14 protein-coding genes are annotated in these 23561 nt (G+C 72.4%); 11 read left to right on the top strand and 3 right to left on the bottom strand.

Translation table 11 applies throughout. The features are described from left to right. Positions 1–215: 215 nt before the first annotated feature. Complete coding sequence (locus tag ACIREI_RS06825) at positions 216–1922, bottom strand: protein kinase (RefSeq protein WP_403328131.1); 1707 nt, start codon at positions 1920–1922, stop codon at positions 216–218. Positions 1923–2286: 364 nt separating this feature from the next. On the opposite strand from ACIREI_RS06825, the gene ACIREI_RS06820 reads away from it, so the two are divergent. From ACIREI_RS06820 to ACIREI_RS06785, 8 genes are all read left to right on the top strand, one after another. Further along, entirely contained in the window at positions 2287–5838 is a 3552-nt protein-coding gene (locus ACIREI_RS06820; RefSeq protein WP_403329418.1) for an FHA domain-containing protein, read from the top strand. Between the two features lie 267 nt (positions 5839–6105). Continuing rightward, on the top strand, positions 6106–7479 hold the full coding sequence (locus ACIREI_RS06815) for an ABC transporter substrate-binding protein (protein WP_403328128.1): 1374 nt from the start codon (positions 6106–6108) through the stop codon (positions 7477–7479). 4 nt (positions 7480–7483) lie between these two features. Next, positions 7484–8830, top strand: coding sequence for a carbohydrate ABC transporter permease (locus ACIREI_RS06810; RefSeq protein WP_403328125.1), 1347 nt, complete (start codon positions 7484–7486; stop codon positions 8828–8830). Next, positions 8827–9738, top strand: coding sequence for a carbohydrate ABC transporter permease (locus tag ACIREI_RS06805; RefSeq protein ID WP_403328122.1), 912 nt, complete (start codon positions 8827–8829; stop codon positions 9736–9738). The genes ACIREI_RS06810 and ACIREI_RS06805 overlap by 4 nt, the downstream gene beginning before the upstream one ends. Positions 9739–9909: 171 nt before the next feature. Next, complete coding sequence (locus ACIREI_RS06800; protein ID WP_403328119.1) at positions 9910–12168, top strand: CDP-glycerol glycerophosphotransferase family protein; 2259 nt, start codon at positions 9910–9912, stop codon at positions 12166–12168. 189 nt (positions 12169–12357) lie between these two features. Further along, positions 12358–14559 carry a CDP-glycerol glycerophosphotransferase family protein gene (locus ACIREI_RS06795; protein ID WP_403328117.1) on the top strand — a complete coding sequence of 734 codons (2202 nt, stop codon included), beginning with the start codon at positions 12358–12360 and terminating at the stop codon, positions 14557–14559. 1 nt (position 14560) lies between these two features. Then, positions 14561–16798, top strand: a complete 2238-nt coding sequence (locus ACIREI_RS06790) for a CDP-glycerol glycerophosphotransferase family protein (protein WP_403328114.1) — start codon at positions 14561–14563, stop codon at positions 16796–16798. Positions 16799–16885: 87 nt separating this feature from the next. Further along, positions 16886–18487 (top strand): hypothetical protein, encoded by a 1602-nt coding sequence (locus ACIREI_RS06785; protein ID WP_403328111.1) that lies wholly within the window; start codon positions 16886–16888, stop codon positions 18485–18487. Between the two features lie 298 nt (positions 18488–18785). Here the strand turns inward: ACIREI_RS06785 and ACIREI_RS06780 are convergent, their stop codons facing one another. Next, positions 18786–19199, bottom strand: a complete 414-nt coding sequence (locus tag ACIREI_RS06780; protein WP_302000289.1) for an organic hydroperoxide resistance protein — start codon at positions 19197–19199, stop codon at positions 18786–18788. Between the two features lie 125 nt (positions 19200–19324). On the opposite strand from ACIREI_RS06780, the gene ACIREI_RS06775 reads away from it, so the two are divergent. From ACIREI_RS06775 to galE, 3 genes are all read left to right on the top strand, one after another. After that, positions 19325–19822, top strand: a complete 498-nt coding sequence (locus tag ACIREI_RS06775) for a MarR family winged helix-turn-helix transcriptional regulator (RefSeq protein ID WP_403328108.1) — start codon at positions 19325–19327, stop codon at positions 19820–19822. 314 nt (positions 19823–20136) lie between these two features. After that, positions 20137–21834 carry a glycosyltransferase family 2 protein gene (locus tag ACIREI_RS06770; RefSeq protein ID WP_403328105.1) on the top strand — a complete coding sequence of 566 codons (1698 nt, stop codon included), beginning with the start codon at positions 20137–20139 and terminating at the stop codon, positions 21832–21834. Positions 21835–21882: 48 nt separating this feature from the next. Beyond that, entirely contained in the window at positions 21883–22863 is a 981-nt protein-coding gene (galE, locus tag ACIREI_RS06765) for a UDP-glucose 4-epimerase GalE (protein WP_403328103.1), read from the top strand. Between the two features lie 110 nt (positions 22864–22973). Here the strand turns inward: galE and ACIREI_RS06760 are convergent, their stop codons facing one another. Then, positions 22974–23519 (bottom strand): hypothetical protein, encoded by a 546-nt coding sequence (locus tag ACIREI_RS06760; RefSeq protein WP_403328101.1) that lies wholly within the window; start codon positions 23517–23519, stop codon positions 22974–22976. Positions 23520–23561: the final 42 nt, after the last annotated feature.

Genomic DNA, 23561 nt, shown 5'->3' with positions numbered 1-23561 from the left:
TTGTCGCGCTGCGTCATTCCGGGGGCCGACCCCCCGGACCCCCAGCCGACAAAACCGGGACCCCCGGTCGACAAAACTACGCGCCCAGCGAGCCAACCTTCACCACGGAGGCGGAAATCACCCGCCAGATGTCGACAAATCCCCAAACTCGTCGACGCCGCGCCGCCTGCGGTCAGTTGCCGCCCGTTGCCGCCCGCGTCAGTGGCCGCCCGCGGTCAGTTGGTGCCCGAACCTCCGCCGGAGCCCCCGCCCAGGTCCCCGATCCACCCGCTCACGGTGCTGACCCAGTCGCTCAGCTGCTCCCAGTAGCTCTTGCCCGTGCCGATCCACTCCTGCAACGGGCTCAGCTCCCAGATCAGCCAGCCCGCGACGAAGAGGATGACGATCGTGAACAGGCACCCCTTGAGGCAGCCGAGCCCGGGGATCCGCATCGGGTTGGCGCTGCGCTGCCGGGGCTGACGCGGCTCGCGCTGCGGCCGCTGCGGCTCCGGCGCGGGCGGCGGGGCATACCGCTGCGGCTGCTGCTGCGGCCGGCGCGGCGGGGCGTACGGCTGCGGCTGGTGCTGCTGGGGATTGCCGTACCCCTGCTGCCGGCCCTGCGGGGGCCGCTGCTGCGGCTGCTGCTGCGGGCGGGCCACCTGCCGCTGGGGGCGGCGGCGCAGCGGGTCCTGGTTCGGGTCGAGGTACTGGACCTGCGTCTGCTCGTTGCGGTCCCGGGCGGCACGCAGCTGGTTCTGCCAGGGGTGCGGCTCCTCGGGGCCGGGCTGCCCCGGCTGCTGGCCGGGCCGGCCCTGCGGCATCGGCGGCATGACGGCTGTCGGATCGGCTCCGCCGGGACCGCCCTGGCCGCCCGTGTTCGGCAGTACGGCCGTGGGGTCGGCGGCGCCCGCCGGGCCGGGGGCGCCGGTGTGCGGCAGGACGCTGGTCGCGCCGTTCGGGTCGTACGTCCCCGGGGCCGCCCCGTGCGGCAGCACCTGCGTGGGGTCGGCGGAGCCCGGCACGGTGGCCGGCGCGGGGTCGGGGGCGAGCAACGCGCCGACGCCCTCGGCCGCCGCGATCTGCGCGGAGTTCGCGTGCACGCCGATGCCCTCGGCGACGACGCGCAGGCCGCGGGCGAGGTTCTCGGCGCTGGGGCGTTCGTCGGGGTTCTTGCTCAGGCAGCGTTCTATGACCGTCCACAGGGGGTCGGGGACCGTGGACGGGCGGCGCGGCTCGGCGCTCAGGTGCTGGTGGAGGACCTCCAGGGCGGAGCCGCCGCCGAACGGCGGACGGCCGGTGACCAGCTCGTACAGCAGGATCCCGGCGCCGTAGATGTCGACGGCGGAGGTCTGCGGGCGGCCCTCGGCCGACTCGGGCGCGACATACGCGGGCGTGCCGACGAACTCGTGGGTGCGGGTCAGGCCCGGGGAGTCGGCGAGGCGGGCGATGCCGAAGTCGGTCAGCATCGGGTGCATCTGCCCGCCGTTCTGCTGGAGCAGGACGTTGGCGGGCTTCAGGTCGCGGTGGACGACGCCGTCGGCGTGGCTGGCGGCGAGGGCGTCGGCGATCTGCGCGGTCAGCAGGGCTGCGGCGACCGGTGTGAAGGGGCCGTTCTCGCGCAGGTGGCGGTGCAGGTCGGGGCCCTCGATGAGGTCCATGACCAGGGCGAGCAGATCGCCCTCGACGACCAGGTCACGGACCCGGACGATGTTCGGGTGTGTCAGGCGCAGCAGGACGGAGCGCTCCCGCAGGAACCGCATGACGATGTCCGCGTCGCTGGCGAGTTCCTCCTTGAGGACCTTGATCGCGACGGTCTCGCCGGGCTGCCCCTGCACGGCCGCCTCGGCGCCTGCGGTCTCCCGCTGGCGGGCTCGCCAGACGGTCCCCGTGGCGCCGCGACCGAGCGGCTCCTCGAGGAAGTACTTGCTGCCTACCGGCCGCACGTCGCGCTCCCTGCTGCTTGCCTACGTTCCGAACCACTGTAGTGCCGTGCCCCCGGGCGCCGGCCTGTCGTCATTCTGTGCGTCTTACGTACGGCTTCCCGTACATGTTCGAAGGAAAGACGCTCGGCTCTGTCTCGTGGTTGCCGGGAAGCGGACGTGACCGATCTCAAGCGGTCGCCGGTAGGTCACTTGTCAGGCACTTTTGCGGGCAGAGCCGACCAATCAAGATCACTTGCCTTCGGGCGGGGGGCGCGTTGTCAGTGGCAGGTGCGAGGATGCGTGAAGTACGTGGAGTACTGGCCGATGTGCTCGTGTGGGGTGGGGGAAGTCCGCCGCGCCCTCGCAGAAGGGACCGCTGACGCCGATGCAGATCCGGCTGACCGTCGTAGACCCGCTGACCCCGCCTGCCCCGGCGCGAGGTCGCGCCGCGAGCTGCGATGTGCTGGTCACGGCGCCCGCGGGCACCGCCCTGGCCGCGGTGGCGTCTGCGCTCGCCTCGGCGGTGTCGGGGGGCGACGGCCCGGTCGTGCTGTACGCGGGCGCGGAGCGGCTCGACGACCGGCGCAGCACACTGGGCGAGCCCCCGCTGATAGACGGTGCGGTGCTGTCCCTGGGCGCCCCGGCGGCGCCCGAGCCCCATCCCGAGCTGGACGACGCCCCGACCCAGCTCCATGTCGTGGCCGGTCCGGACGCGGGCGGGGTCCATCTGCTGCACGGCGGCGAGATCCGCATCGGCCGCTCCGCCGACGCCGACGTCCCGCTCGACGACCCGGACGTCTCCCGGCTGCACTGCGCGGTCACGGTCGCCGCCGACGGCCATGTCTCCGTCACCGACCTGGACTCCACGAACGGCACCACACTGGACGGCGCCCGCGTGACCACCCGCGCGGTGCGGTTCGCGCCGGGGGCGCTGCTGCGGATCGGCGAGTCGGCCCTGCGGCTGGCTCCGGCCGGGGGGCCGGGGGCGCGGGTACCGACGGAGCCGGACGGCGAGGGGCATGTGCGGGTCCCCGCCGGGGACGATCCGGGACGGGACGGTGACGTCGGGGCGCGCGGCGACGGGCGGACCGCGCCGGGCCCCGGTGCGGACAGGTCCCCGAGGGCCGGCGCGGCGGTGTCTCACGCGCGCGCGGCGGACGGTGGCGACGCGGCCGCGCCCGCGGGAGGCCGGTCGGCCGCTCAAGGACACGGTTCGGTCGAGCCGCCCGTCGTGCCGGGACAGGGCGGGGCACCACGGATCGAGAGCCACGGCGGGCCCCGGAGGACGGTTCCGGGACCGCGCGGAGCCGACACGCACGGCGCGGGCTTCGAGGTGGGCGCGCTCGCCGGAGGCGACGAGGGTCACGCGGGTGCGAGCGCCGACCGCGACGGCACTCCGGCGAACGGCGGCAGCAGCCGTAAGGGCACCCCGCTGAGGGGCACCGACGTCCCGCAGGGCGTGCGCAGGCGCGGCGGGCTCACGGCGTGGGCGCGGCGGCTGGCCGGCGGGCGCGGGGAGCAGGAGGCCACGGCCCCACGTGGGACGTACGACGATGACGAGCTGCCCGAGGCGACCGAGCCCCCCTCGGCGGCGCACGGCCCCCGGCAGCCGGAGACCTGGCCGGACCCGGCGTCCCTGCTGCTGACGGCCCTGGGCCCCGGACCCCGGCTGTGGGAGCGCGCGCCGGGTCACCCGGAGGCGCTCACCGTGCGGCTCGGCACCGCCGACCGGGCGGCGCCCGACGGTTCGGGGCTGCTGCCCGCGGTGCCGGTGACCGCCGGTCTGCGTGAGGTCGGGGCGCTGGGGCTGGCCGGTCCGCGCGAGCGGCTGGCCGGGCTGGCCCGCGCGGTGCTCGCCCAGCTCGCCGCGCTGCACTCGCCCGACGCCCTGGAGCTGGTGCTGATCAGTGCGGACCGCTCCCGCCCCCTGGAGGAGCGCACCGGCGAATGGGCCTGGCTGGGCTGGCTCCCGCATGTCCGCCCCGGGCACGCCCAGGACTGCCGCCTGCTGCTGGCCTACGACCGCGAACAGGCCACGGCCCGCACGGAGGAGCTGCTGCGGCGCCTGGAGGACTTGTCGCCGCAGCCGCGGAAGGTAGGCGGCGGGGGGAACTCCGCCGAGGGCAGGACCACCGGCACCGCCTCCGCCGTCCCGGACGGGCGTGCCGTCCGGCGGCCCTCCTGGGCGCGGGACGACGACCCGGCCCACGGGGCGGACGGATTCGCGGGGCCGTACACCGTGGTCGTCGTGGACGGCGATCCCGGGGGCGCCGACGTGCGGGAGGCGGTGGCGCGGCTGGCGCTGGAGGGGCCGCGGGCCGGGATTTACGTGGTGTGCCTCGCCGAGACGGCCTCGGCGTCGCCCGCGTCGCCGGTGACGGAGACCTACGAGGCGGCGTGCACAGTGTCGCCGGCGTTCCGGGAGTGCGGTGCGGTCGCGCTGCTGAGCGGTGACGTGGCGACGGCGCTGCGGCTGATGCGGGTGGCCCGCGCCGGGACCGCCGGGAGCGGAGCGGAGACCAAGGAGACCGATCCGCGCGCGGCGGACGCCTCCCGGACCAGCGCCGCCGGTCACGAGACCGGCAACCGCCACTCGGCGGATCACGACACGGCCGGCCACGGCTCGGGGCCACACGGCCCCGTGGGCCACGGCACCGTAGCCGTCGTGGACGCCGTTTCTCTCGCCTGGGCGGAGCGGTTCGCGCGGGCCTTGGCGCCGTTGCGTCCGCAGGAGGGCGCCGGGGAGCGGCACGCGCGTGTGTCCGTGCCGTTGCCCCAAGCGGCGCGGCTGCTGGACGAGCTGGGCCTGGCCCGGGCCACCCCGGCGTCGCTGATGACCCGTTGGGCCGACGCGGCCGATGACGCGCAGGCCCTCGGCGGGCGGGTGTGTGCCGTGCTCGGGGCCGGGCCGCGCGGGCCGGTCTGCGCGGACCTCGGCGCCGAAGGGCCGCACCTGCTGATCGAGGGGCCGCCCGGCAGCGGGCGTACGGAGCTGCTGCGGGCCGTCGTCGCGTCGCTCGCGGCGGCCGAGCGGCCGGACCGGCTTGGCGTCGTACTGATCGACGGCCGGGACAGCGTCGGCGCCGGCGGCGGGCACGGCGAGGGGCTGCGGGTCTGCACGGACGTACCCCATGTGACCACCCACCTCACCGCCAACGACCCCGTCCGCATGCGGGAGTTCGCCCAGTCGCTGAGCGCCGAGCTGAAGCGGCGCGCGGAGCTGCTCGGCCGGTCCGACTTCGCGGAGTGGCACACCGGGCGTGAGCTGTCGGGCCGGATGGTCGCGCAGCGCGCGGCGGGGACCGGCCCCGGGGCAGCCGCCGGGGCCGGTGACCTTTCGGGGGATCTCGACTCGCCGTCCAGCTCCACGATCCGGCTGCGGCCGGGGGCGGCCCGTCGGCAGGCCGAGGCCAAAGCCGTGCCGCCGCTGCCGCGGCTCGTCGTGGTCGTCGACGACCTGGACGCGCTGGTCTCTCCCGCGCTGGGGTCGCCGGGCAGGCCCGCGGCGGGCTCGGTGATACGCGCGCTGGAGGCCGTGGCGCGGGAGGGCGAGCGGCTCGGGGTGCACCTCGTGGCCGCCGCTGGGCTCGGGGGCCGTACGGCGGAGTCGGAGCCGGCGCGGCTGGCGACCTTGCGGGTGACGCTGGACGCCGTGGCGGCGGGACCGGACGAACCGGCGCCGGGGCGCGGTCGGCTGGCCTGGGCGGACGGGCGAGTGGTGCCGTTCCAGGGCGGGCGGGTCACCGGGCGCATCCCGCGGACGGCGACGCTGCGGCCCACGGTCGTGCCGCTGGAGTGGCACCGCATGGGCGACCCGCCGACCCGGCGTCCCGTCCGTGAACTCGGGAACGGCCCGACGGACCTGGCGTTGCTGGCCAGCGCGCTGGAGAGAGCGGCTCGGGAGGTGTCGGCAGCCGAAGTGCCCTCACTCCTGTGACGCCGTTCAGCGACATTCAGCCCGTCCGGCGATTGAGGACGAGGCCGTTCAGGCCGATAGGGGGGTCTGGGGGCGCAGCCCCCACGGACGCGAGCCACCGCGCAGCCGCACGATCTTCGGCCCCACCGTCGGAGACGCTGGTCACGAGGCGGTCACGATCCCCCGCTTGACAGCGGACGCGGTCTTGCCGCCCCCAAACCCAAGGCGTAGACCAGATCCACGGGACAGCGCTCGAACGTTCGACGAGGCACGAAGAACGGGGCAGTGATGCGCAGCACGAGCAGCAAGAACCGGACAGGCAGGGCCGCGGCAGCCGTACTCGCGGGCGCCCTCGCACTCTCGCTCACCGCATGCGGAGGCGATGACAAGGACAGCAGCGGCAACGAACAGAGCGGAACCGGTCAGGAGACCGGAAGCACCGTCACCCTCCCCAAGCTGAACGGCGAATCCCTCGAGGTCGCCGCCGTCTGGACCGGAGCCGAGCAGGAGAACTTCAAGAAGGTCCTCGCGGAGTTCGAGAAGCGCACGGGCGCCAAGGTGACCTTCGTGCCCGCCCAGGACCCGATCATCAACTTCCTCGGCTCGAAGGTCGCGGGCGGCCAGCCGCCGGACATCGCGATGCTTCCGCAGCCCGGCGCCATCAAGCAGGCCGTCGACAAGAAGTGGGCGAAGCCTCTCGGTGCCGACGCGGTCAAGGAGTTGCAGGCGAACTACTCGCAGGGCTGGCAGGACATCGGCAAGGTCGACAACAAGCAGTACGGCGTCTACTACAAGGCCGCCAACAAGTCCCTGATCTGGTACAACAACCAGGTCTTCGAGAACGCGGGGGCCACCGAACCCAAGACGTGGGACGAGCTGCTCACCACGGCCCAGACCGTCTACGACTCCGGCGTCACACCGTTCTCGGTCGGCGGCGCCGAGGGCTGGACCCTGACCGACTGGTTCGAGAACATCTACCTCTCCCAGGCGGGTCCCGAGAAGTACGACCAGTTGGCGAAGCACGAGATCAAGTGGACCGACGCGTCGGTGAAGAACGCGCTCACCACGCTCGCCCAGGTCTGGGGCAAGAAGGACTATGTGGCGGGCGGCGCGACCGGCGCGTTGCAGACCGACTTCCCGGCGTCGGTCACCCAGACGTTCACCGGCGGTGACCAGCCGAAGGCCGCCATGGTCTACGAGGGCGACTTCGCGCAGGTCAACATCGTCCAGGCCAAGGCGGAGGTCGGCACGGACGCGAAGGTCTTCCCGTTCCCGGCCGTCGGTGACACCGCGCCGGTGGTCTCGGGCGGCGACGCGGCCGTGATCCTGCAGGACTCCAAGGCGGCGCAGGCCCTGGCCACCTGGCTCGCCTCCCCGGACGCGGCGACCATCCAGGCGAAGCTGGGCGGTTACCTCTCGCCGAACAAGAACGTGGACAACTCGGCGTACCCGAACGACGTCCAGCGGAAGATCGCCAAGGCCCTCATCGACTCCGGGGACGACTTCCGCTTCGACATGTCCGACCAGGCCCCGCAGGCCTTCGGCGGCACGCCCGGCAAGGGCGAGTGGAAGGCCCTGCAGGACTTCCTGAAGAACCCGTCGGACATCGCGGGCACGCAGCGCAAGCTGGAAGCCGACGCGGCCGCGGCGTACGGAAACTGACGCCATGGCGTCCGCGGAAGCGGCAGGGGGCACCGCGCCCCCTGCCGCACCCAAGTCGCGCAAGAGCGTGACCGGCACCCGCAGGATGGTGGCAGTGCTGTTCCTGCTGCCCGCCCTGGTGCTGCTCGGCGCGCTCGTGGTCTACCCGATCGGGTACTCGGTCATCCGCAGCTTCTACGACCAGTCCGGCGACGGCTTCGCCGGATTCGACAACTACGAGGCGCTCTTCACCGACGACGGCATCCGCACCGCCCTCAAGAACAACGTCATCTGGGTGGTGTTCGCCCCGACGGTCGCCACCGCGCTCGGTCTGATCTTCGCGGTGCTGACCGAACGGGTGCGCTGGGGTACGGCGTTCAAGCTGGTCGTCTTCATGCCGATGGCGATCTCGATGCTGGCGGCGGGCATCATCTTCCGGCTCGTCTACGACCAGGACCCGGACAAGGGCGTCGCGAACGCGGTGTGGGTGGGCGTCCACGACACCTTCGCGCAGGCGTCGGCGTTCCCGAAGGCGCACCCGGGGCGGGAGTCGCCCCTCGAAGCGGCACCGGGCGGCGGCTTCATCACCAAGGCGACCGTCAGCGCGGGCACCCCGGTCACGCTTCCCCTCGTGGGCGTCGCCCCCGACCTGATGCCGGACGACGCCGCGAAGGCCGTACAGCCGAAGGCCGAGCCGGGGAAGGTCACCGGCACCACCTGGCAGGACTTCACGCGCGGCAAGGGCGTCGGCACGCTCGGCGGGGTCGACGCGGCCGAGCTGGGCTATGCCGGGATGGAGATCGAGGCCGTCAAGGACGGCAAGGTCGTGGCCTCCACGAAGGCCGCCGACGACGGCACGTTCACGCTGCCGGCCGCCGCCGACGGGGCCCAACTGCGGCTGCCGCCGGACAACTTCAAGGAGCCGTACAACGGCGTGGACTGGCTCGGCCCGTCCCTGGTCACTCCGGCCATCATCGGGTCGTACATCTGGATGTGGGCCGGTTTCGCGATGGTGCTGATCGCGGCCGGACTCGCGGGCATCCCCCGGGATCTGCTGGAGGCGGCCCGGGTGGACGGTGCCAACGAGTGGCAGGTGTTCCGCAGGGTCACGGTGCCGCTGCTGGCGCCGGTGCTCGCGGTCGTCACCGTCACCCTGATGATCAACGTCCTGAAGGTCTTCGACCTGGTCTTCATCATCGCCCCCGGCTCCTCCCAGGACGACGCGAACGTCCTCGCCCTGGAGCTGTACCGCAAGGGCTTCTCCGAGGACCAGCCCGGCATCGCCAGCGCGATCGCGGTGTTCCTGCTGCTGCTCGTGATCCCGGTGATGTGGTTCAACGTGCGCCGGCTCAGGCGGGAGGTGCGGCGATGAGTACGGACGTCGGCATCGGCAAGGCGGCGCCCGAGCCGCTCCCGACCGTCAAGGGCGAGCAGTCCCTCGGGGCCCGGCTCGCCTCCTTCGTCAGCGGTGGGCTGGTGCGGGTGTTCCTGATCGTCGTCGGCCTGTTCTGGCTGGTTCCGACGATCGGGCTGCTGCTGTCCTCCCTGCGGCCGCCGGAGGAGATGACCGCGAGCGGCTGGTGGGAGGTCTTCAGCAAGCCGTCCCAGCTGACCTTCGACAGCTACGACAAGCTCCTCAGCAACAGCGACATCACCGACTCGATCCTCAACACGGTGCTGATCACGGTCCCGGCGACGGTCCTGGTCGTCGTCATCGGCTCGCTCGCGGGATACGCCTTCGCGTGGATGGAGTTCCCGGGCCGTGACTGGTGGTTTTTGGGCGTGGTGGGCCTGTTGGTCGTGCCGGTGCAGGTGGCGCTGATCCCGATCGCCGAACTCTTCGGCAACATCGGCATCTTCGGTTCCCTGACCGGTGTGATCCTCTTCCACGTCGGCTTCGGGCTGCCGTTCGCGGTGTTCCTGCTCAGGAACTTCTTCGCCGAGATCCCGAGGGAGCTGCTGGAGGCGGCACGCCTGGACGGCGCCGGTGAACTGCGCCTGTTCTTCCGCGTCGTGATGCCGCTCGGCGGTCCGGCGATCGCCGCGCTCGGCATCTTCCAGTTCCTGTGGGTGTGGAACGACATGCTGGTCGCGCTGATCTTCACGGACTCCGGGAGCCAGCCGATCACGGTCGCCCTGCAGACGCAGGTCCGCCAGTTCGGCAACAACATCGACGTCCTGGCACCCGGCGCGTTCATCTCCATGGTGATCCCGCTGGTCGTGTTCTTCGCGTTCCAGCGGCAGTTCGTGTCCGGTGTGATGGCGGGCGCGGTCAAGTAGCGGCAGACGCACCACGCTTGAAGGGGCGGACCGTCATCGGTCCGCCCCTTTCGTCCGCTCACGGTCCCTCGTATGCCTTAGGTCCCGTAACCAAGTCACCCCATTGGCCGTTCCCGGGCAAGGCGCTACGGCGACAGCGCCCACCGTCCCGGCCGACCCAGTGGATGTCCCTTGCCCAGGTTCAGTGTCATTGTCCCCGCCTACAAGGTTCAGGCGTACCTGCACGAGTGCCTGGAATCGGTGCTCTCACAGTCGTACCCGGATCTCGAACTGATCGCCGTCGACGACTGTTCGCCGGACGCGTCCGGCGCGATCATCGACGAGTTCGCGGCACGCGACGCACGCGTGCGCCCCGTGCACCTCGCCGAGAACCGGGGCCTGGGGCCCGCCCGCAACGCCGGTATGGCCGAGGCCACCGGCGACTACCTGATCTTCCTCGACAGCGACGACAGCCTCACGCCCGACGCCCTGCAGGCGATCGCCGACCGGCTGAAGGAGACCGGCGACCCGGACGTCCTGGTCTACGACTACGCGCGCACCTACTGGACCGGCGAGACGGTCCGCAACCAGGCCTCGGCCCAGCTCACCGAGGACGGCCCGGCGCCCTTCCGGCTGGCGGACCGGCCGGGGCTGCTGCGGCTGCTGATGGTCGCCTGGAACAAGGCGTACCGGCGGGAGTTCGTCGAGCAGGAGGGCTTCGCCTTCCCGTCCGGCTACTACGAGGACACGCCCTGGACGTACCCGGTCCTGATGGCGGCGGAGTCGCTCGCGACCCTGGACCGGGTGTGCGTGCACTACCGGCAGCGGCGCCGGGGCGGCATCCTCGGCACGGTCAGCCCACGGCACTTCGACATCTTCGATCAGTACGACCGCGTCTTCGCGTACGTCGACCGGAACCCCGAACTCGACCGGTGGCGGCCCCTGTTGTTCCGCCGGATGGTCGACCATTTCGTCGTCGTGTTCGCCCGCCCGGACCGCCTCCCGCGCCGCAGCCGCGCCGAGTTCCTGCGCAAGGCCCGCACGCACTACCGCCGTCACCGCGCGCCCGGCGTCCCCGTCGCCCTGCGCAGCCGGCTCCACCACACCCTGGTCCGCCTGGGCCTGCACCGCACCTACCGCGTCCTGCGGCTGACGGCGGCCCTGATCCGGCGTATCGCCAAGGTCACCGACCGGCTGCTGAAGGGCGTCCGTTCCGCCGCCCTGCGCCTGCACTACCGCGTCCAGCGCTGTCTCCCGGTGCGCGCCGACCGCGCCGTCTTCGCCGCCGACGGCGTGCGCGGCCACGGCTGCCATCCGGGCGCCCTGGAGCAGGCGTTCCGTACGCACGCCCCGCGCGTCCGCACGGCCTGGATCGCCGCCGGGCAGCACGACTCCGTCCCCGCCGGCACCCGCCGTCTGCGCCCCGGCACGGCCGCCTACTGGACGGCCCTCGCCCGCTCCAAGTACCTCGTCCACAACGCCGGCTTCGACCGCCGCCTGGTCAAGCGCCGCGGCCAGGTGCTGGTGCAGACACAGCGGGGCACCCCGCTCAAGCACATGGGCCTGGACCTGCGCGAACGCCCGGCGGCCGCAGGGGACACGGACTTCGACGAGCTGCTCGACAACGTCGACAAGTGGGACTACGTCCTGTCCGCCAACCGCCACTCCACCCTGGTCTGGGAGCGCGTCTACCCGGGCGGCTACACGACCCTCGAGTACGGCAGCCCGCGCGCCGACGTCTTCCAGCAGGCGACCTCGGCCGACGTGGCCCGGATCCGGGAGTCGCTGGGCATCCCCGAGGGCGCGGTCGCGATCCTCTACGCCCCCACCCACCGCGACTACCGCCGCACCCAGCCCACCAGCCTCGACCTGCACCACGTCCTGCGCCGCCTGGGCCCCCGCTTCGTCGTCCTGGCCCGCGCGCACCACCGGCACGGCGGCCCCCTCGCCCCCACCTGCGGCCAGGTCATCGACGTCACCGACCACCCGAGCGTCGAGTCGCTGTGCCTCGCCTCGGACGCCCTGGTCACCGACTACTCGTCGATCATGTTCGACTACGCCGACCTGGACCGGCCGATCGTGATCCACGCCGACGACCGGGAGGCGTACGAGGCGGCCCGCGGCACCTACTTCGACCTGCGTTCCTTCCCGCCGGGAGCGGTGTCGCGCAGCGAGGACGAGCTGATCGACATCTTCGCCACCGGCCACTGGCGCGGCTCGCGCTCCGCCCAGCTGCGGTCGGCGTTCCGCGAGCGTTTCTGCCCGTACGGCGACGGACGCGCCGCCGAGCGGGTCGTACGCCATGTGGTGCTGGGCGAGACCGTCCGGCCCTCCGTCGTGCCGCTCGACAAGCGCCACCCCGTACCGTCGCCGGCCGCGTCGCTCGCGCACTCCCCGCTCGCCACCGTGCCGCAGCCGACGGGCGCCCGGACCGTCACCGAGAGCCTCTGAACGCCGTTCTCACGGAAACGGAAGAGGAGTCAGAAGGGGAGTCGCATGCCCTCCAGCCCGTCGCGGCCCACGCCGAGCCGGCCGCACACCTGGCGTCCGGCCGGGCGGCCCGGCCGTCGTCGTCGCACCGCGTGAGGCCGACCCCGGCCTCCTGAACCCGGCCGCCAGCACATCGACAGAAAGAGCAGTATGCCCCGCTTCAGCATCATCGTTCCGTCCCATGGGGTCGCGGGCCGGCTGTCCCAGGCGCTGGACTCGGTCCTCGGCCAGTCCTTCGGCGACTTCGAGCTGATCCCGGTCTGCGACGCCCCCGGCTCCCCGGCGGCGCGGGTCGTCACCGGGTACGTCGAACGGGACTGCCGGGTGGCACCCGTGCACGCGCCACCGACGGCCGGGCTGGCCGGGGCGCGCAATGCCGGGCTGCGGGCGGCGATCGGTGACTGGGTGCTGTTCCTGGACGGCGACGACACGCTGGTGCCGGGCGCTCTGGCGGCGCTGGACGCCCGCCTGGACGAGACCGGTGACGCGGACGTCCTGCACTTCGAGCACGAGCGGACCCCGTGGTGGGTGGGTGAGCCGAGCAACCCGGCCGCCCTCGTGCTGGCGCGGACGCCGGACGGGGTGTTCGCGCCGGAGGAGGCCGCCGAGTTGACGGGGGTCCTGCTCCCGGCGTGGAGCGCGGCATACCGGCGAGCCTTCCTCGCCGAGCGCCAACTCGCCTTCCCCGACGGCCACTTCACCGACGTCGGCTTCGGCGGCCTGGTCGTGATGGCCGCCACGCGCATGGCGGTGCTGCGCCAGGTCGTCGTACGGCATCTGCTGCGCCGGCAGGGCAACCGGCTGGGCCTGCCGGGCGAGCACCACTTCGAGCTGCTGGACCAGGCCGAGCTGGTGCTGACGCGGGCGGCCGAGCAAGGGCTGTCCGAGGAGCGGCGCGCGGCGCTGTTCGAGCAGCTCTTCGCCGCGGTGCTGAAGACGGCCGCCCATCCGCGACGGCTGCCGCGCGGGCGCCGTGCCTTCTTCCGGCGGGCGAGCGGGCTCTACCGGCGGCACCGCCCCGCCGGGTTCCGGACGCCGGGCGGCAGTCTCGGGGTGCAGCACCGGCTGCTGGCGAGCGGGGCGTACGCGGCGTTCCACGCGCTGCGCCGGGCCAACCAGGCGGTGGCGCGGGCGGCTTCGGTGGTGCCGCGTCCGCGCGGGCTGCGCACTCGGCTGCGGTACCGGCTGCAGCTGCGGCTCCCGCTGGACCAGAACCTCGCCGTGTACTGCGCGTACTGGGGGCGCGGCTATGTCTGCAATCCGGCGGCGATCCACGCCAAGGCGCGCGCACTCGCACCGCACATCCGCTCGGTGTTCCTGGTCGAGGCGGACCAGGCGCACACCGTGCCGAAGGACGTGGAGTACGCGGTCATCGGCAGCCGCGAGTACTGGGACGTGCTCGCCCGTGCCAAGTACCTGATCAACAACGCCAACTTCGCGGACGCGGTCGTCAAGCGCAGGGGCAGCCTGCATCTGTCGACCCAGCACGGCACCCCGCTGAAGAAGATGGGCGCCGACCAGGCGACGTACCCCGTGGTGGCGGCCGCGACCGGTAGCTTCGCCAAGCTGCTGGCCCGCGTCGACCGCTGGGACTACAACCTCACCTCCAACCGGCACTCCACTCAGATGTGGGAGAGCGCGTACCCGTCGGCGCACGAGCCCCTGGAGTACGGCTATCCGCGCAACGACGTGTACTACACGGCGACCGCCGCCGACGTCGCCCGCGTCCGCCGCGAACTCGGTGTCCCCGAGGGCAAGAAGGCCCTCCTGTACGCGCCCACGCACCGCGACTACGCCACCGGCTTCGAGACGAGCCTCGACCTTCGGGCGCTGTGCGAGGAGATCGGCGACGAGTACGTCGTGCTGCTGCGCGCCCACTACTTCTACGACCAGGGCGCCGCGCGCGGCAGCGGCCGGATCATCGACGTCACCGGGCACCGCTCCTCCGAGGACGTCTGTCTGGCCGCCGACGCGCTGATCACCGACTACTCGTCGATCATGTTCGACTACGCCAACCTGGACCGGCCGATCGTCGTGTACGCCGACGACTGGGACGTCTACCGGGAGCTGCGGGGCGTCTACTTCGACCTGATGGAGGCGCCGCCGGGCCGGGTGACGCGGACGCCGGGGGAGCTGGCGGCCGTCTTCCGTGACGGCTCGTACGCGGACGCGGAGGCCAGATCCCTGCGCGCCACGTTCCGCAAGCGCTTCTGCCAGTTCGATGACGGACGCGCCGCCGAACGCGTCGTACGCCGGGTGCTGCTGGGCGAGCCGCCCGAGGCGATCCCCGCGGTGATCCCGCTGGCCGAGCGCATCCCCGCCCCCGCCGCGACGACCCTCGTGAGGAACTGACGTGCCCCGCTTCAGCATCATCGTCCCCGTCTTCAAGGTGCAGGGCTTCCTGCGGGAGTGCCTGGACTCGGTGCTCGGGCAGTCGTACCGGGACTTCGAGGTGATCGCCGTCGACGACCGCTCCCCCGACGGCTGCCCCGCCATCCTGGACGCCTACGCCGAACGCGACTCACGCGTGCGCGTGCTGCACCTGCCGGAGAACGTGGGCCTGGGCCGGGCCCGCAACGCCGGTCTGGAGCAGGCGGGCGGCGACTACGTCCTGTTCCTCGACAGCGACGACGCCTACACGCCCGGCCTGCTGGCGGCCGTCGCCGCGCACCTGGAGGCGACCGAGGAGCCGGACATCCTGGTCTTCGACCATGTGCGCACCCACTGGTGGGGCCGCGGCGGCCGGAGCACGGCGGCGGACCTGCTGGCCGCGGCCGGCACGGGCACCTTCAGCGTCCGGGAGAGCCCGGAGTACCTGCATCTGTTCCTGGTCGCCTGGAACAAGGCGTACCGGCGGGACTTCTTCCTCAAGCACGAGCTGCGCTACGCGCCCGGCCTCTACGAGGACGCGCCCGTCACCTACCGCTCGATGGTGCTGGCCGACCGCATCGCCTGTCTGGAGCGGATCGGGGTCGAGTACCGGCAGCGCCGGCAGGGCGCGATCACGAAGACGCCGGGGCGGCGGCACTTCGACATCTTTCCGCAGTACGAGGGCCTGTTCGCGTTCCTGGAAGGGCGCCCGGACCTCACCTGGGCGCGCCCGCTGCTGTTCGAACGGGCCCTGGACCACATGCTGTTCGTCCTCGCCCGCGAGGACCGGGTGAGGCCCGCGGACCGGCCGGACTTCTACCGCGAGATCCGCTCATTCCACGCCCGCCACCTCCCCGAGGACTTCACGCCGCCCGACGGCCGGCGCGGCAAGGAGATGCGGCTGCTGGCGACGGCGCCCTACGCGTCGTACGCCGTGGCGCGCGGCCTGCACGAGGTGCGCGCGATGGCGGGGGCCGGCAAGCGGCGCGTGACGGGGGCGGTCTCGCAGCGGGCCCGACGGGCCTGGTACGCGACCCAGTCGAAGCTTCCGCTCGATCCGCACCTGGCCGTCTACTCGGCGTTCTCGCATCGCGGGGTGCTGGGCGATCCGGCCGCGATCCATGCCAAGGCCGGTGAGATCGCCCCGCACATCAGGGGCGTGTGGGTGGTGCAGGAGGACGCGGTGGACGCGCTGCCGCCCGGCATCGACTTCGTGACGCCCGGCTCGCGGCGCTACCACGAGGTCATGGCGCGGGCCACGTACTGGGTGAACAACGTCAACTGGCCCGGCACCCTGGCCAAGCGATCCGGCAGCGTCCACATCCAGACCCACCAGGGCACCCCGCTCAAGTACATGGCGGCCGACCTGCTGACCAAGCCCGGCGCCCGGCACGGGTTCGACGTGCCGAAGATGCTGTGGCGGGCCGACCGCTGGGACTACAGCCTGGTGGCCAACCGGCACTCGGAGCTGGTGTGGGAGCGGGCCTATCCGTGTCACTTCACGTCGCTCAGGACGGGGAGCCCGCGCAACGACGTGCTGGTCGACGCCGGTCCCGAGGCCGGTGAGGCGGCCCGTGCCCGGCTCGGTGTCCCCGCCGGGAACACCGTCGTGCTGTACGCGCCGACCCGCCGCGAGTACCGCCGGGGCGGCCATGTCGACCGGATCGACCTCGCCCGGTTCGCCGCGGACCTCGGCGCGGGCCACACGCTCGTCGTACGCCTGCATCCGTCGCTGGCGCAGGGCACGGCGCGCGGGATGGGCCTGGCCGATCTGCACCGGCGGGGCGTGCTGATCGACGCGACGGACGAACCGCAGGTCGAGGACGTGCTGCTCGCCGCCGATGTGCTGGTCACCGACTACTCGGCCCTGATGTTCGACTACGCCAACCTGGACCGGCCGATCGTGATCCACGCCGACGACTGGGGGGCGTACGCGGCGAGCCGGGGCGCCTACTTCGACATCACGGCGGACGCGCCCGGTCATGTGTCGCGCTCCTACCGGGAGTTGGCGTGGCTGTTCGCGTCCGGGACGTGGCGGGACGGGGAGTCGGCACGGTTGCGGGCGGGGTTCCGGGAGCGGTTCTGCGAGTTCGACGACGGGCTGGCCGCGGAGCGGGTCGTACGGACGTTGCTGCTAGGTGAGTCGATGCCGGGGAGTTCGGCCGGGTCGGAGAGAGTGCCCGCGCCGGCGGCCGAGAGGTCGCTCACGGACGCCCGCTGAAGGGCTCCCGCGATTCCCCCGACGATGGGCTCACCCGATGAGGTGAAGTGAGTTAAAGCCGTTGACCCCACCGGGAACATACGGCAAATGCCTCAAACCCCCACAACCTCCACTACTAGAGCCGCGGGCGCCGCTGTCGGTGTCCTCGTGCGGAGGACCGTGCGCGGCGCGAGTGCCCTGCGCGGCGGCCGCGGCCCACGTCCGACGCCGTACCAGGTCTGCGGCCTTCTGTTCTGGCTGGTGATGACGCTGGCGTACTGGCGCGTGCCGCTGTGCTGCGACGCGGGCCAGCACGCGGCGGTCGTCGAACGCCTCAAGGCGAGCCTGCTGCACCCACGCCATCCGATGGCGGACCTGCCGGGCGCGGGCAGCCCGTACTACTCGCCGTACGCGGTCGCGCAGGGCGCGTTGGCCCGGCTGACCGGACTGGGCGGCTGGGATGTGGTGCGGCTGGCCGGTCCGCTGAACCTGCTGGTGCTGCTGACCGGCATCGGCCGCTTCGTGCGGGTGCTGACGTCTCGGCCGTGGGCGCCGGTGCTGGCGCTGGGGGCGATGACGCTGCTGTGGGGGACCGAGCGGGCCTGGTGGAGCGGCTATCTGAGCCTGATGTCGATGACGGGGAACCTCGGGTACCCGTCGGCCTTCGCCATCGGGCTCACGTTCTGGGCGTGGGCGCTCACGGGGGCGCGGGCGCGCGGAGAGGGGCTCGTGAGGTACGTCGGGCCGAGCGGGCTGCCGGGGTTCGCCGGGTACGCGGGGATCGGCGCGCTGTACGGGCTGGTCCTGCTGATCCATCCGATCACCGCTACGGCGGCGGTGCTGGGGGCGGTGGCGTTCGTCGCGGGGTGGCAGCGGGGATGGCGGGCCGCCGTGGCCGGGCGGTGGGGGGTGATGGCGGGGGCGGCGGTGCTGGTCGCCGGCTGCTGGCCGTACTTCGACGTGTTCGCGCTGGCCGGGGACCGCAGCGTGGACGGAATTCACCGGCAGCTGTACGAGCACCTCGGCGGGCAGTTCTGGCTCGCGCTGCTCGGGCTGCCGGCGCTGTGGCTGCGGTGGCGGCGAGGTTCCTGGCGGGATCCGCTGGTGCTGCTGTTCTCGCTCGACTGTCTGCTCGTGGCGTACGGCTGGGTCAGCGGCCACTACACCTACGGCCGGATCCTCGGGCTCACCCTTGTGCCGCTGCAGTTCGCGCTGGCTGTGGAGCTGGCGGCGCCCCGGCCGTGGGGCAGGGTGCGCCAGGTGCTGGGCGGGGCGGCGGCCGTGGGGGCCTGCGTCGGGTTCCTCACCGTGCAGGGCGGGGCGGTGGTGCCGCGTTCGCTGGATCCGATCGGCCTGGAGCAGCCGTCGCGCTGGCCGTCGTACGCCTGGGTGGGGCGGCACGTCGGGAAGGGCGAGGTCATGATCTCCGACGGGCACTTCGCCCCTCGCGCCGTCCCCGGATACGGGCCGAACCTCGCCGCGCCGATCTGGCCCGACCCCGCCCTGGACGAGCGGGAACGGGAGCGCCGGCTCGCCGACGTGCGCGCCTACCTCTCCGACACGTCGACCCGCGCCGAGCGCACGGCCATCGCCCGGCGCTACCACGCGCGCTGGCTGCTGCTGACGCGGTGGAAGAAGGTGCCGGAGGAAGCGGTGGTGGTGGCGTGGAGCCGGCGGACCGGGGAGGTGCTGGCGCGGATCGAGGGGTGAGGGGAGATCGAGGGGTGAGGGGAGCCGGCCTCAAGCGCCACGGGGGGCGTCGGCGAGAGGGGGCGTCGGTGAGAGGTGGACGGCAGCGCGACAACGCCTTCGGCATTGCGCTGTCGACTGGACTTCACGCGTCGGACCGTGCCGGAGCTCGCGGCCGAGAGCGGCGCCCGCCGCATGAGCGGCTGGGCCCGGCGGCCGCGAGCTCCTGTGAGACGGTTTGCTCGTGAGACGGCTGCTCGAATGACTCGGCTTACTCGAGCTGCTCGAATTACTCGAATTCCTCGATGCCGAGGTCGACTTACTCGATGACGAGGTCGACGTCGATGTTGCCGCGGGTGGCGTTGGAGTAGGGGCAGACCTGGTGGGCCTGCTCGACGAGCTTGCGGCCGGTCGCCTCGTCCAGGGTGTCGGGGAGCTCCACGCGCAGCGTCACCTTCAGAGCGAAGCCCTCGCCCTGCTTGCCTATGCCGACCTCGGCGGTGACGGCGGCGTCGGAGACGTCGACCTTGGCCGCGCGGCCGACGAGGCCGAGGGCGCTGCCGAAGCAGGCGGCGTACCCGGCGGCGAACAGCTGCTCCGGGTTCGTGCCCTGGCCGTTGCCGCCCAGCTCAACCGGCATGGCCAGCGCGAGGTCGATCTTGCCGTCGTTGGTGACGGCGCGACCCTCGCGGCCGTGGGTGGCGGTGGCGACAGCGGTGTAGAGCGCGTCCATGGAAAACCATCCCTCTCGAGTCAGTCACGTTCGGCGGCTCCGTTGGCGGCCGCCGGACGACCACAAGTAGAGCACACAATTCAATTGCGCACAACTAAATGACGGACCCGAGCTACCCTGGAGGCATGACGACCACGCCCACGGCCGACTGGCTCCGCCTCGACCAGCAGATCTGCTTCTCCCTGAACGCCGCGTCCCGCGCCTTCGGCGGCGTATACCGCGTGGTCCTGAAGGACCTCGGGCTCACCTACCCGCAGTACCTGGTGATGCTGGTGCTGTGGGAGCACGGCGACCTGCCGGTGAAGAAGCTCGGCGAGCACCTGCGCCTCGACTCCGGCACCCTGTCGCCGCTGCTCAAGCGGCTGGAGGCGGCCGGCCTGGTACGCCGGGAGCGCAGCGCTCGCGACGAGCGGTCGGTGCAGGTGCGGCTGACGGAGGAGGGCGCGGCACTGCGGGATCGAGCCCTCCAGGTGCCGCGCCGGATCGCCGCGGCGACGGGCTTCGACGTGGACGAGATCCGCGCACTGCGGGCGCGGCTGGATCAGCTCACCGAGGCGCTGGATGCGGCGGCGGAGGCAGAGGCGGCGGTGGCGGAGGCGGAGGCTCCGGGGCGGGGGGCGTAGACGGGGCGGGGTGCGCAGGAGGGGCGGGTTCGTCAGCAGGGCGGGTGTGCGCCTCCGGGCAGGTCGCGCGGCGGACGTCGAGCTGCAGCAGACACCAGGGTGCCGGTTTGTGCTATTAGCTGACACTTACGGATCATTCACGGCGTATCACCACCGATATGGCATTCACCCGGCATACGATCAGCCAGCGCACCCCCGAAACGCCGCTGCCCGTGAGTGAACCGGTCCCATGCGTCGGCCGTCTTCCGGAACGGGCCCAAGTCCCGCTCAACGAGTGACCGCCCCTCATTCCTGCGATTCCGGATCGTGGCCCCATGCACCCTCACGCTCCTCGCGCCACGCGCACCACCGGCACCACCCGCGCCCCGCAGGTCGGCGTCGTCGTCATCGGCTACAACGACGCCGCGCATGTGACGACCGCCGTCCGCTCGGCACTGGCCCAGGGACCCGCCGTCCGTGAGGTGGTCGCCGTCGACGACTGCTCGACGGACGACAGCGTGGAGCTGCTCACCCGCCTCGCCGCGACCGAACCGCGCGTGCGGCTGGTCCGGCGCCGGGTCAACAGCGGCGGCTGCGGCAGCCCCCGCAACACCGGGCTCGACCGAGTGACCTCGCCGTACGTGATGTTCCTGGACAGCGACGACGTGCTCCCGCCGGGCGCGGTGGACGCGCTGCTCGCGGCGGCGACGGGAGCGGGCGCGGACGTGGCGAGCGGGCTGTGTGTGCGGCGGGAACTGCCCGACGGGCGCGAAGTGCCATGGCAGGCGTCTCTCTACGCCGCGCACGCCGTGTTCGAGCGCCCCGCGCAGCGCCCGCGCCTGGTCCACGACACGCTCTGCGTCAACAAGCTCTACCGCACGGACTTCCTGCGCACCCACGGCATCCGCTTCCCCGAAGGCCGCTTCCTCTACGAGGACTTCGTCTTCTCCGCGCGCGTGCTCGCCGCCGGACCACGCCTCGCGCTCGTCCCGGGCCGGGTCTACGACTGGCACGTGCGCCGCTCCGCCGACCGGCTGTCGATCTCCCTGGACCGCGCCGACATCACCAACTGGCGGGCGCGCACGGAAGCGTGCCGGCTGGCGTACGAGATCCTTCTGGGCGCCGAGCAGAAGGAGCTGGCACGGGCGGCGCGCGCCAAGTTCCTCGAACACGAGCTGCGTATGTACGTGTGTGAGCTCGGATCGCACGACGCGCACTATCAGCGCGCGTGGTGGGCGCACACGCGGGTGCACCTCGCGGACTACGAAGCGTCCGACTGGGCACACAACCCCACGGCACCCGGCCGCCTCATCGGCCGAGTCATCCTGGCCTCCGCCGAGCCCCGCGACCTGCTCCGGCTCAGAGACCTCGCCGCCCGCCCCGCCCGCCTCCTCCCGCCTTACGCGCAGTCCACCGACGGCACCCCTGTCTGGTCGGCCGACCTCCCCCAGGTCACCCTGGAGCCGCTGCTCACCGTCCCCGCCCGCCTCCTCCCCCTCGCCGTCGATGCCGAACTGCGCCCACGCGCGCGTGGCGCCCTCCTCCGGCTACGCCTGCACGAGCTGTACGGCCGGGTGGCGCAAGCGGGACCCGAGAAGGTGGAGGTGGAGTGGCGCCACCGGACGCACGGGCACGCGAGGGACTGCCACACAGCCCCACTCGTCCCTGCCCTCGACGGCACCTGGTCGGCGGAGACGGTCGTCGACCTGGCAGCGCTCTGCGCGGGCAGTACGGGCAGTACGGGCAGTACGGGCGGCACAAGCACTAGAGACCGTAGAAGCGGTATCAGCACCTGGGATCTGCGCCTGCGCGTACGTTTCCGCGACGGCGCGTACCGCGAGGTCACGGCGCACACACTCACGGGCGCCGGTCTCCTGCGTCGCCGCATCATGGTGAGCATCCGGTACGCCGTCGTACTCGTGCAGCCGTACGCCGCACCGTCGGGAGCGTTGGCACTACGTATGGCCCCGGGTTTGCGGGGGGTCATGTCAGTGGTGCGTGGCAGACTCCGCCGCCTGCTTCACTGTCTCTGACCACTGACCACTGACCACCACGGACCACGGACGAGGGGACGGCCGCACATGACCTGGCTGATCACCGGCGGCGCCGGTTACATCGGGGCACACGTCGTACGGGCGATGACCGCGGCGGGCGAGAAGGCAGTGGTCTACGACGACCTGTCCACCGGACTCGCCGACCGCGTCCCCGACGGCGTACCGCTGGTCGTCGGCTCGACCCTGGACGGCGACCGCGTCGCCCGCTGCCTCACGGACCACGCGGTCACCGGCGTGGTCCACCTCGCGGCGAAGAAGCAGGTGGGCGAGTCGGTTGCCCGCCCCCTCCACTACTACCGCGAGAACATCGAGGGCCTGCGCGTCCTCCTGGACGCGGTGACGGCGACCGAGGTCCGCTCTTTCGTCTTCTCCTCCTCAGCAGCCGTGTACGGCGTGCCGGACGTGGATCTGGTGACGGAGGAGACGCCCTGTGTGCCGTTGTCTCCGTACGGCGAGACGAAGCTGGCCGGTGAGTGGATGGTGCGGGCGACGGGCCGGACCGCGGGTCTGGCGACGGCGTCCCTGCGCTACTTCAACGTAGCGGGCGCCGCGAGCCCCGAACTCGGTGACGTCGGCGTCTTCAATCTCATCCCCATGGTCTTCGAGAAGCTGACGGAGAACGCGGCCCCGCGCATCTTCGGCGACGACTACCCGACCCCCGACGGCACCTGCATCCGCGACTACATCCACGTGGTCGACCTGGCCGAGGCCCACGTGGCCATGGCCCGCGCCCTCCAGTCCACGCCCGGCCTCGACCTGACGCTGAACATCGGCCGCGGGGAGGGCGTCTCGGTCCGCGAAATGATCGACATGATCAACGCCATCACCGGCTACAACCGCCCCCCGACCGTCACCCCCCGCCGCCCCGGCGACCCGGCCCGCGTCGTCGCCTCCGCCGACCGCATCGCCACTGAGCTGGGCTGGAAGGCCAAGCATGATGTGCGGGACATGATCGCTTCGGCTTGGGAGGGGTGGGTGCGGATGCATCCGGAGGCGGCGCGGCGCTGAGGTCCGGGGGGCGGCGGCTGGGACCCGGGCGAGGCGACCGACGACATGCAGATGGCCGTACCCGTCGGCGAGTCACTGCTGGAGTGCGGGGGGCTCTCAGCAGGCGTACCTCAACAGGCGTACCTGCTGAGGACTTCGCGGGTGTGGCTGTCGGCCGGCGTCAGCCCGTCCTTCGTGCCGTCGAAGAGCAGCGGTTCGTTTGCTCCGGCCCCTTGGGGCGTCACCTTCATCCGGTCACCGGAAACCGAGGGGCTCTCAGAGAGTTGGGCCCGTTCGCTGGCATACGGGGTTCCGGAAAGGCACGCTCCCGCGCCACCGTAGTTCCGCGCGTATTGACCGTGAGGGTCCGTGTGCGCCCATGCGAAGAGGGTGGTCGCCGCCACCGCTACGGCAACGCCGGTGCTCGCAAGGGTGGCCAGCGAGCGCGCCGCTGTGGTTCGTACGCGACGCTTCACGGACCATGCGGCCCAGGCGGCCCCGCCGACGGCTATTCCGGTCACGGTGATGGCGATCGCGATGAAATCGATCACCGCGCTCGATTCGAGTCGGGCCGCCTGCCAGACGACAGCGGCGGAGGCGATCATCGCTGCTGCCGCGACGGCACTCGTCAGTCGCATCGTGGGGAACTCGCGCGGGCGGGCGTCGGTCGTGTTCATAGCAATACCTTCAGGGTGCTTACGTCTTTGCATGGTGCGGAT

The sequence above is a fragment of the Streptomyces sp. NPDC093591 genome (assembly GCF_044764885.1).
Classification (GTDB): Bacteria; Actinomycetota; Actinomycetes; order Streptomycetales; family Streptomycetaceae; genus Streptomyces.
Note: the sequence above shows the minus strand (reverse complement) of the source record. Positions and strands in the feature narration are given on the sequence as shown.

What these genes read in the sequence shown, in the direction of transcription:
- ACIREI_RS06820 (WP_403329418.1), top strand. Translation starts at nt 2,287, where the DNA reads ATGCAGATCCGGCTGACCGTCGTAGACCCGCTGACCCCGCCTGCCCCG.
- ACIREI_RS06815 (WP_403328128.1), top strand. Translation starts at nt 6,106, where the DNA reads ATGCGCAGCACGAGCAGCAAGAACCGGACAGGCAGGGCCGCGGCAGCC.
- ACIREI_RS06810 (WP_403328125.1), top strand. Translation starts at nt 7,484, where the DNA reads ATGGCGTCCGCGGAAGCGGCAGGGGGCACCGCGCCCCCTGCCGCACCC.
- ACIREI_RS06805 (WP_403328122.1), top strand. Translation starts at nt 8,827, where the DNA reads ATGAGTACGGACGTCGGCATCGGCAAGGCGGCGCCCGAGCCGCTCCCG.
- ACIREI_RS06795 (WP_403328117.1), top strand. Translation starts at nt 12,358, where the DNA reads ATGCCCCGCTTCAGCATCATCGTTCCGTCCCATGGGGTCGCGGGCCGG.
- ACIREI_RS06785 (WP_403328111.1), top strand. Translation starts at nt 16,886, where the DNA reads ATGCCTCAAACCCCCACAACCTCCACTACTAGAGCCGCGGGCGCCGCT.
- ACIREI_RS06780 (WP_302000289.1), bottom strand. Translation starts at nt 19,199, where the DNA reads ATGGACGCGCTCTACACCGCTGTCGCCACCGCCACCCACGGCCGCGAG.
- ACIREI_RS06775 (WP_403328108.1), top strand. Translation starts at nt 19,325, where the DNA reads ATGACGACCACGCCCACGGCCGACTGGCTCCGCCTCGACCAGCAGATC.
- ACIREI_RS06770 (WP_403328105.1), top strand. Translation starts at nt 20,137, where the DNA reads ATGCACCCTCACGCTCCTCGCGCCACGCGCACCACCGGCACCACCCGC.
- galE (WP_403328103.1), top strand. Translation starts at nt 21,883, where the DNA reads ATGACCTGGCTGATCACCGGCGGCGCCGGTTACATCGGGGCACACGTC.
- ACIREI_RS06760 (WP_403328101.1), bottom strand. Translation starts at nt 23,519, where the DNA reads ATGAACACGACCGACGCCCGCCCGCGCGAGTTCCCCACGATGCGACTG.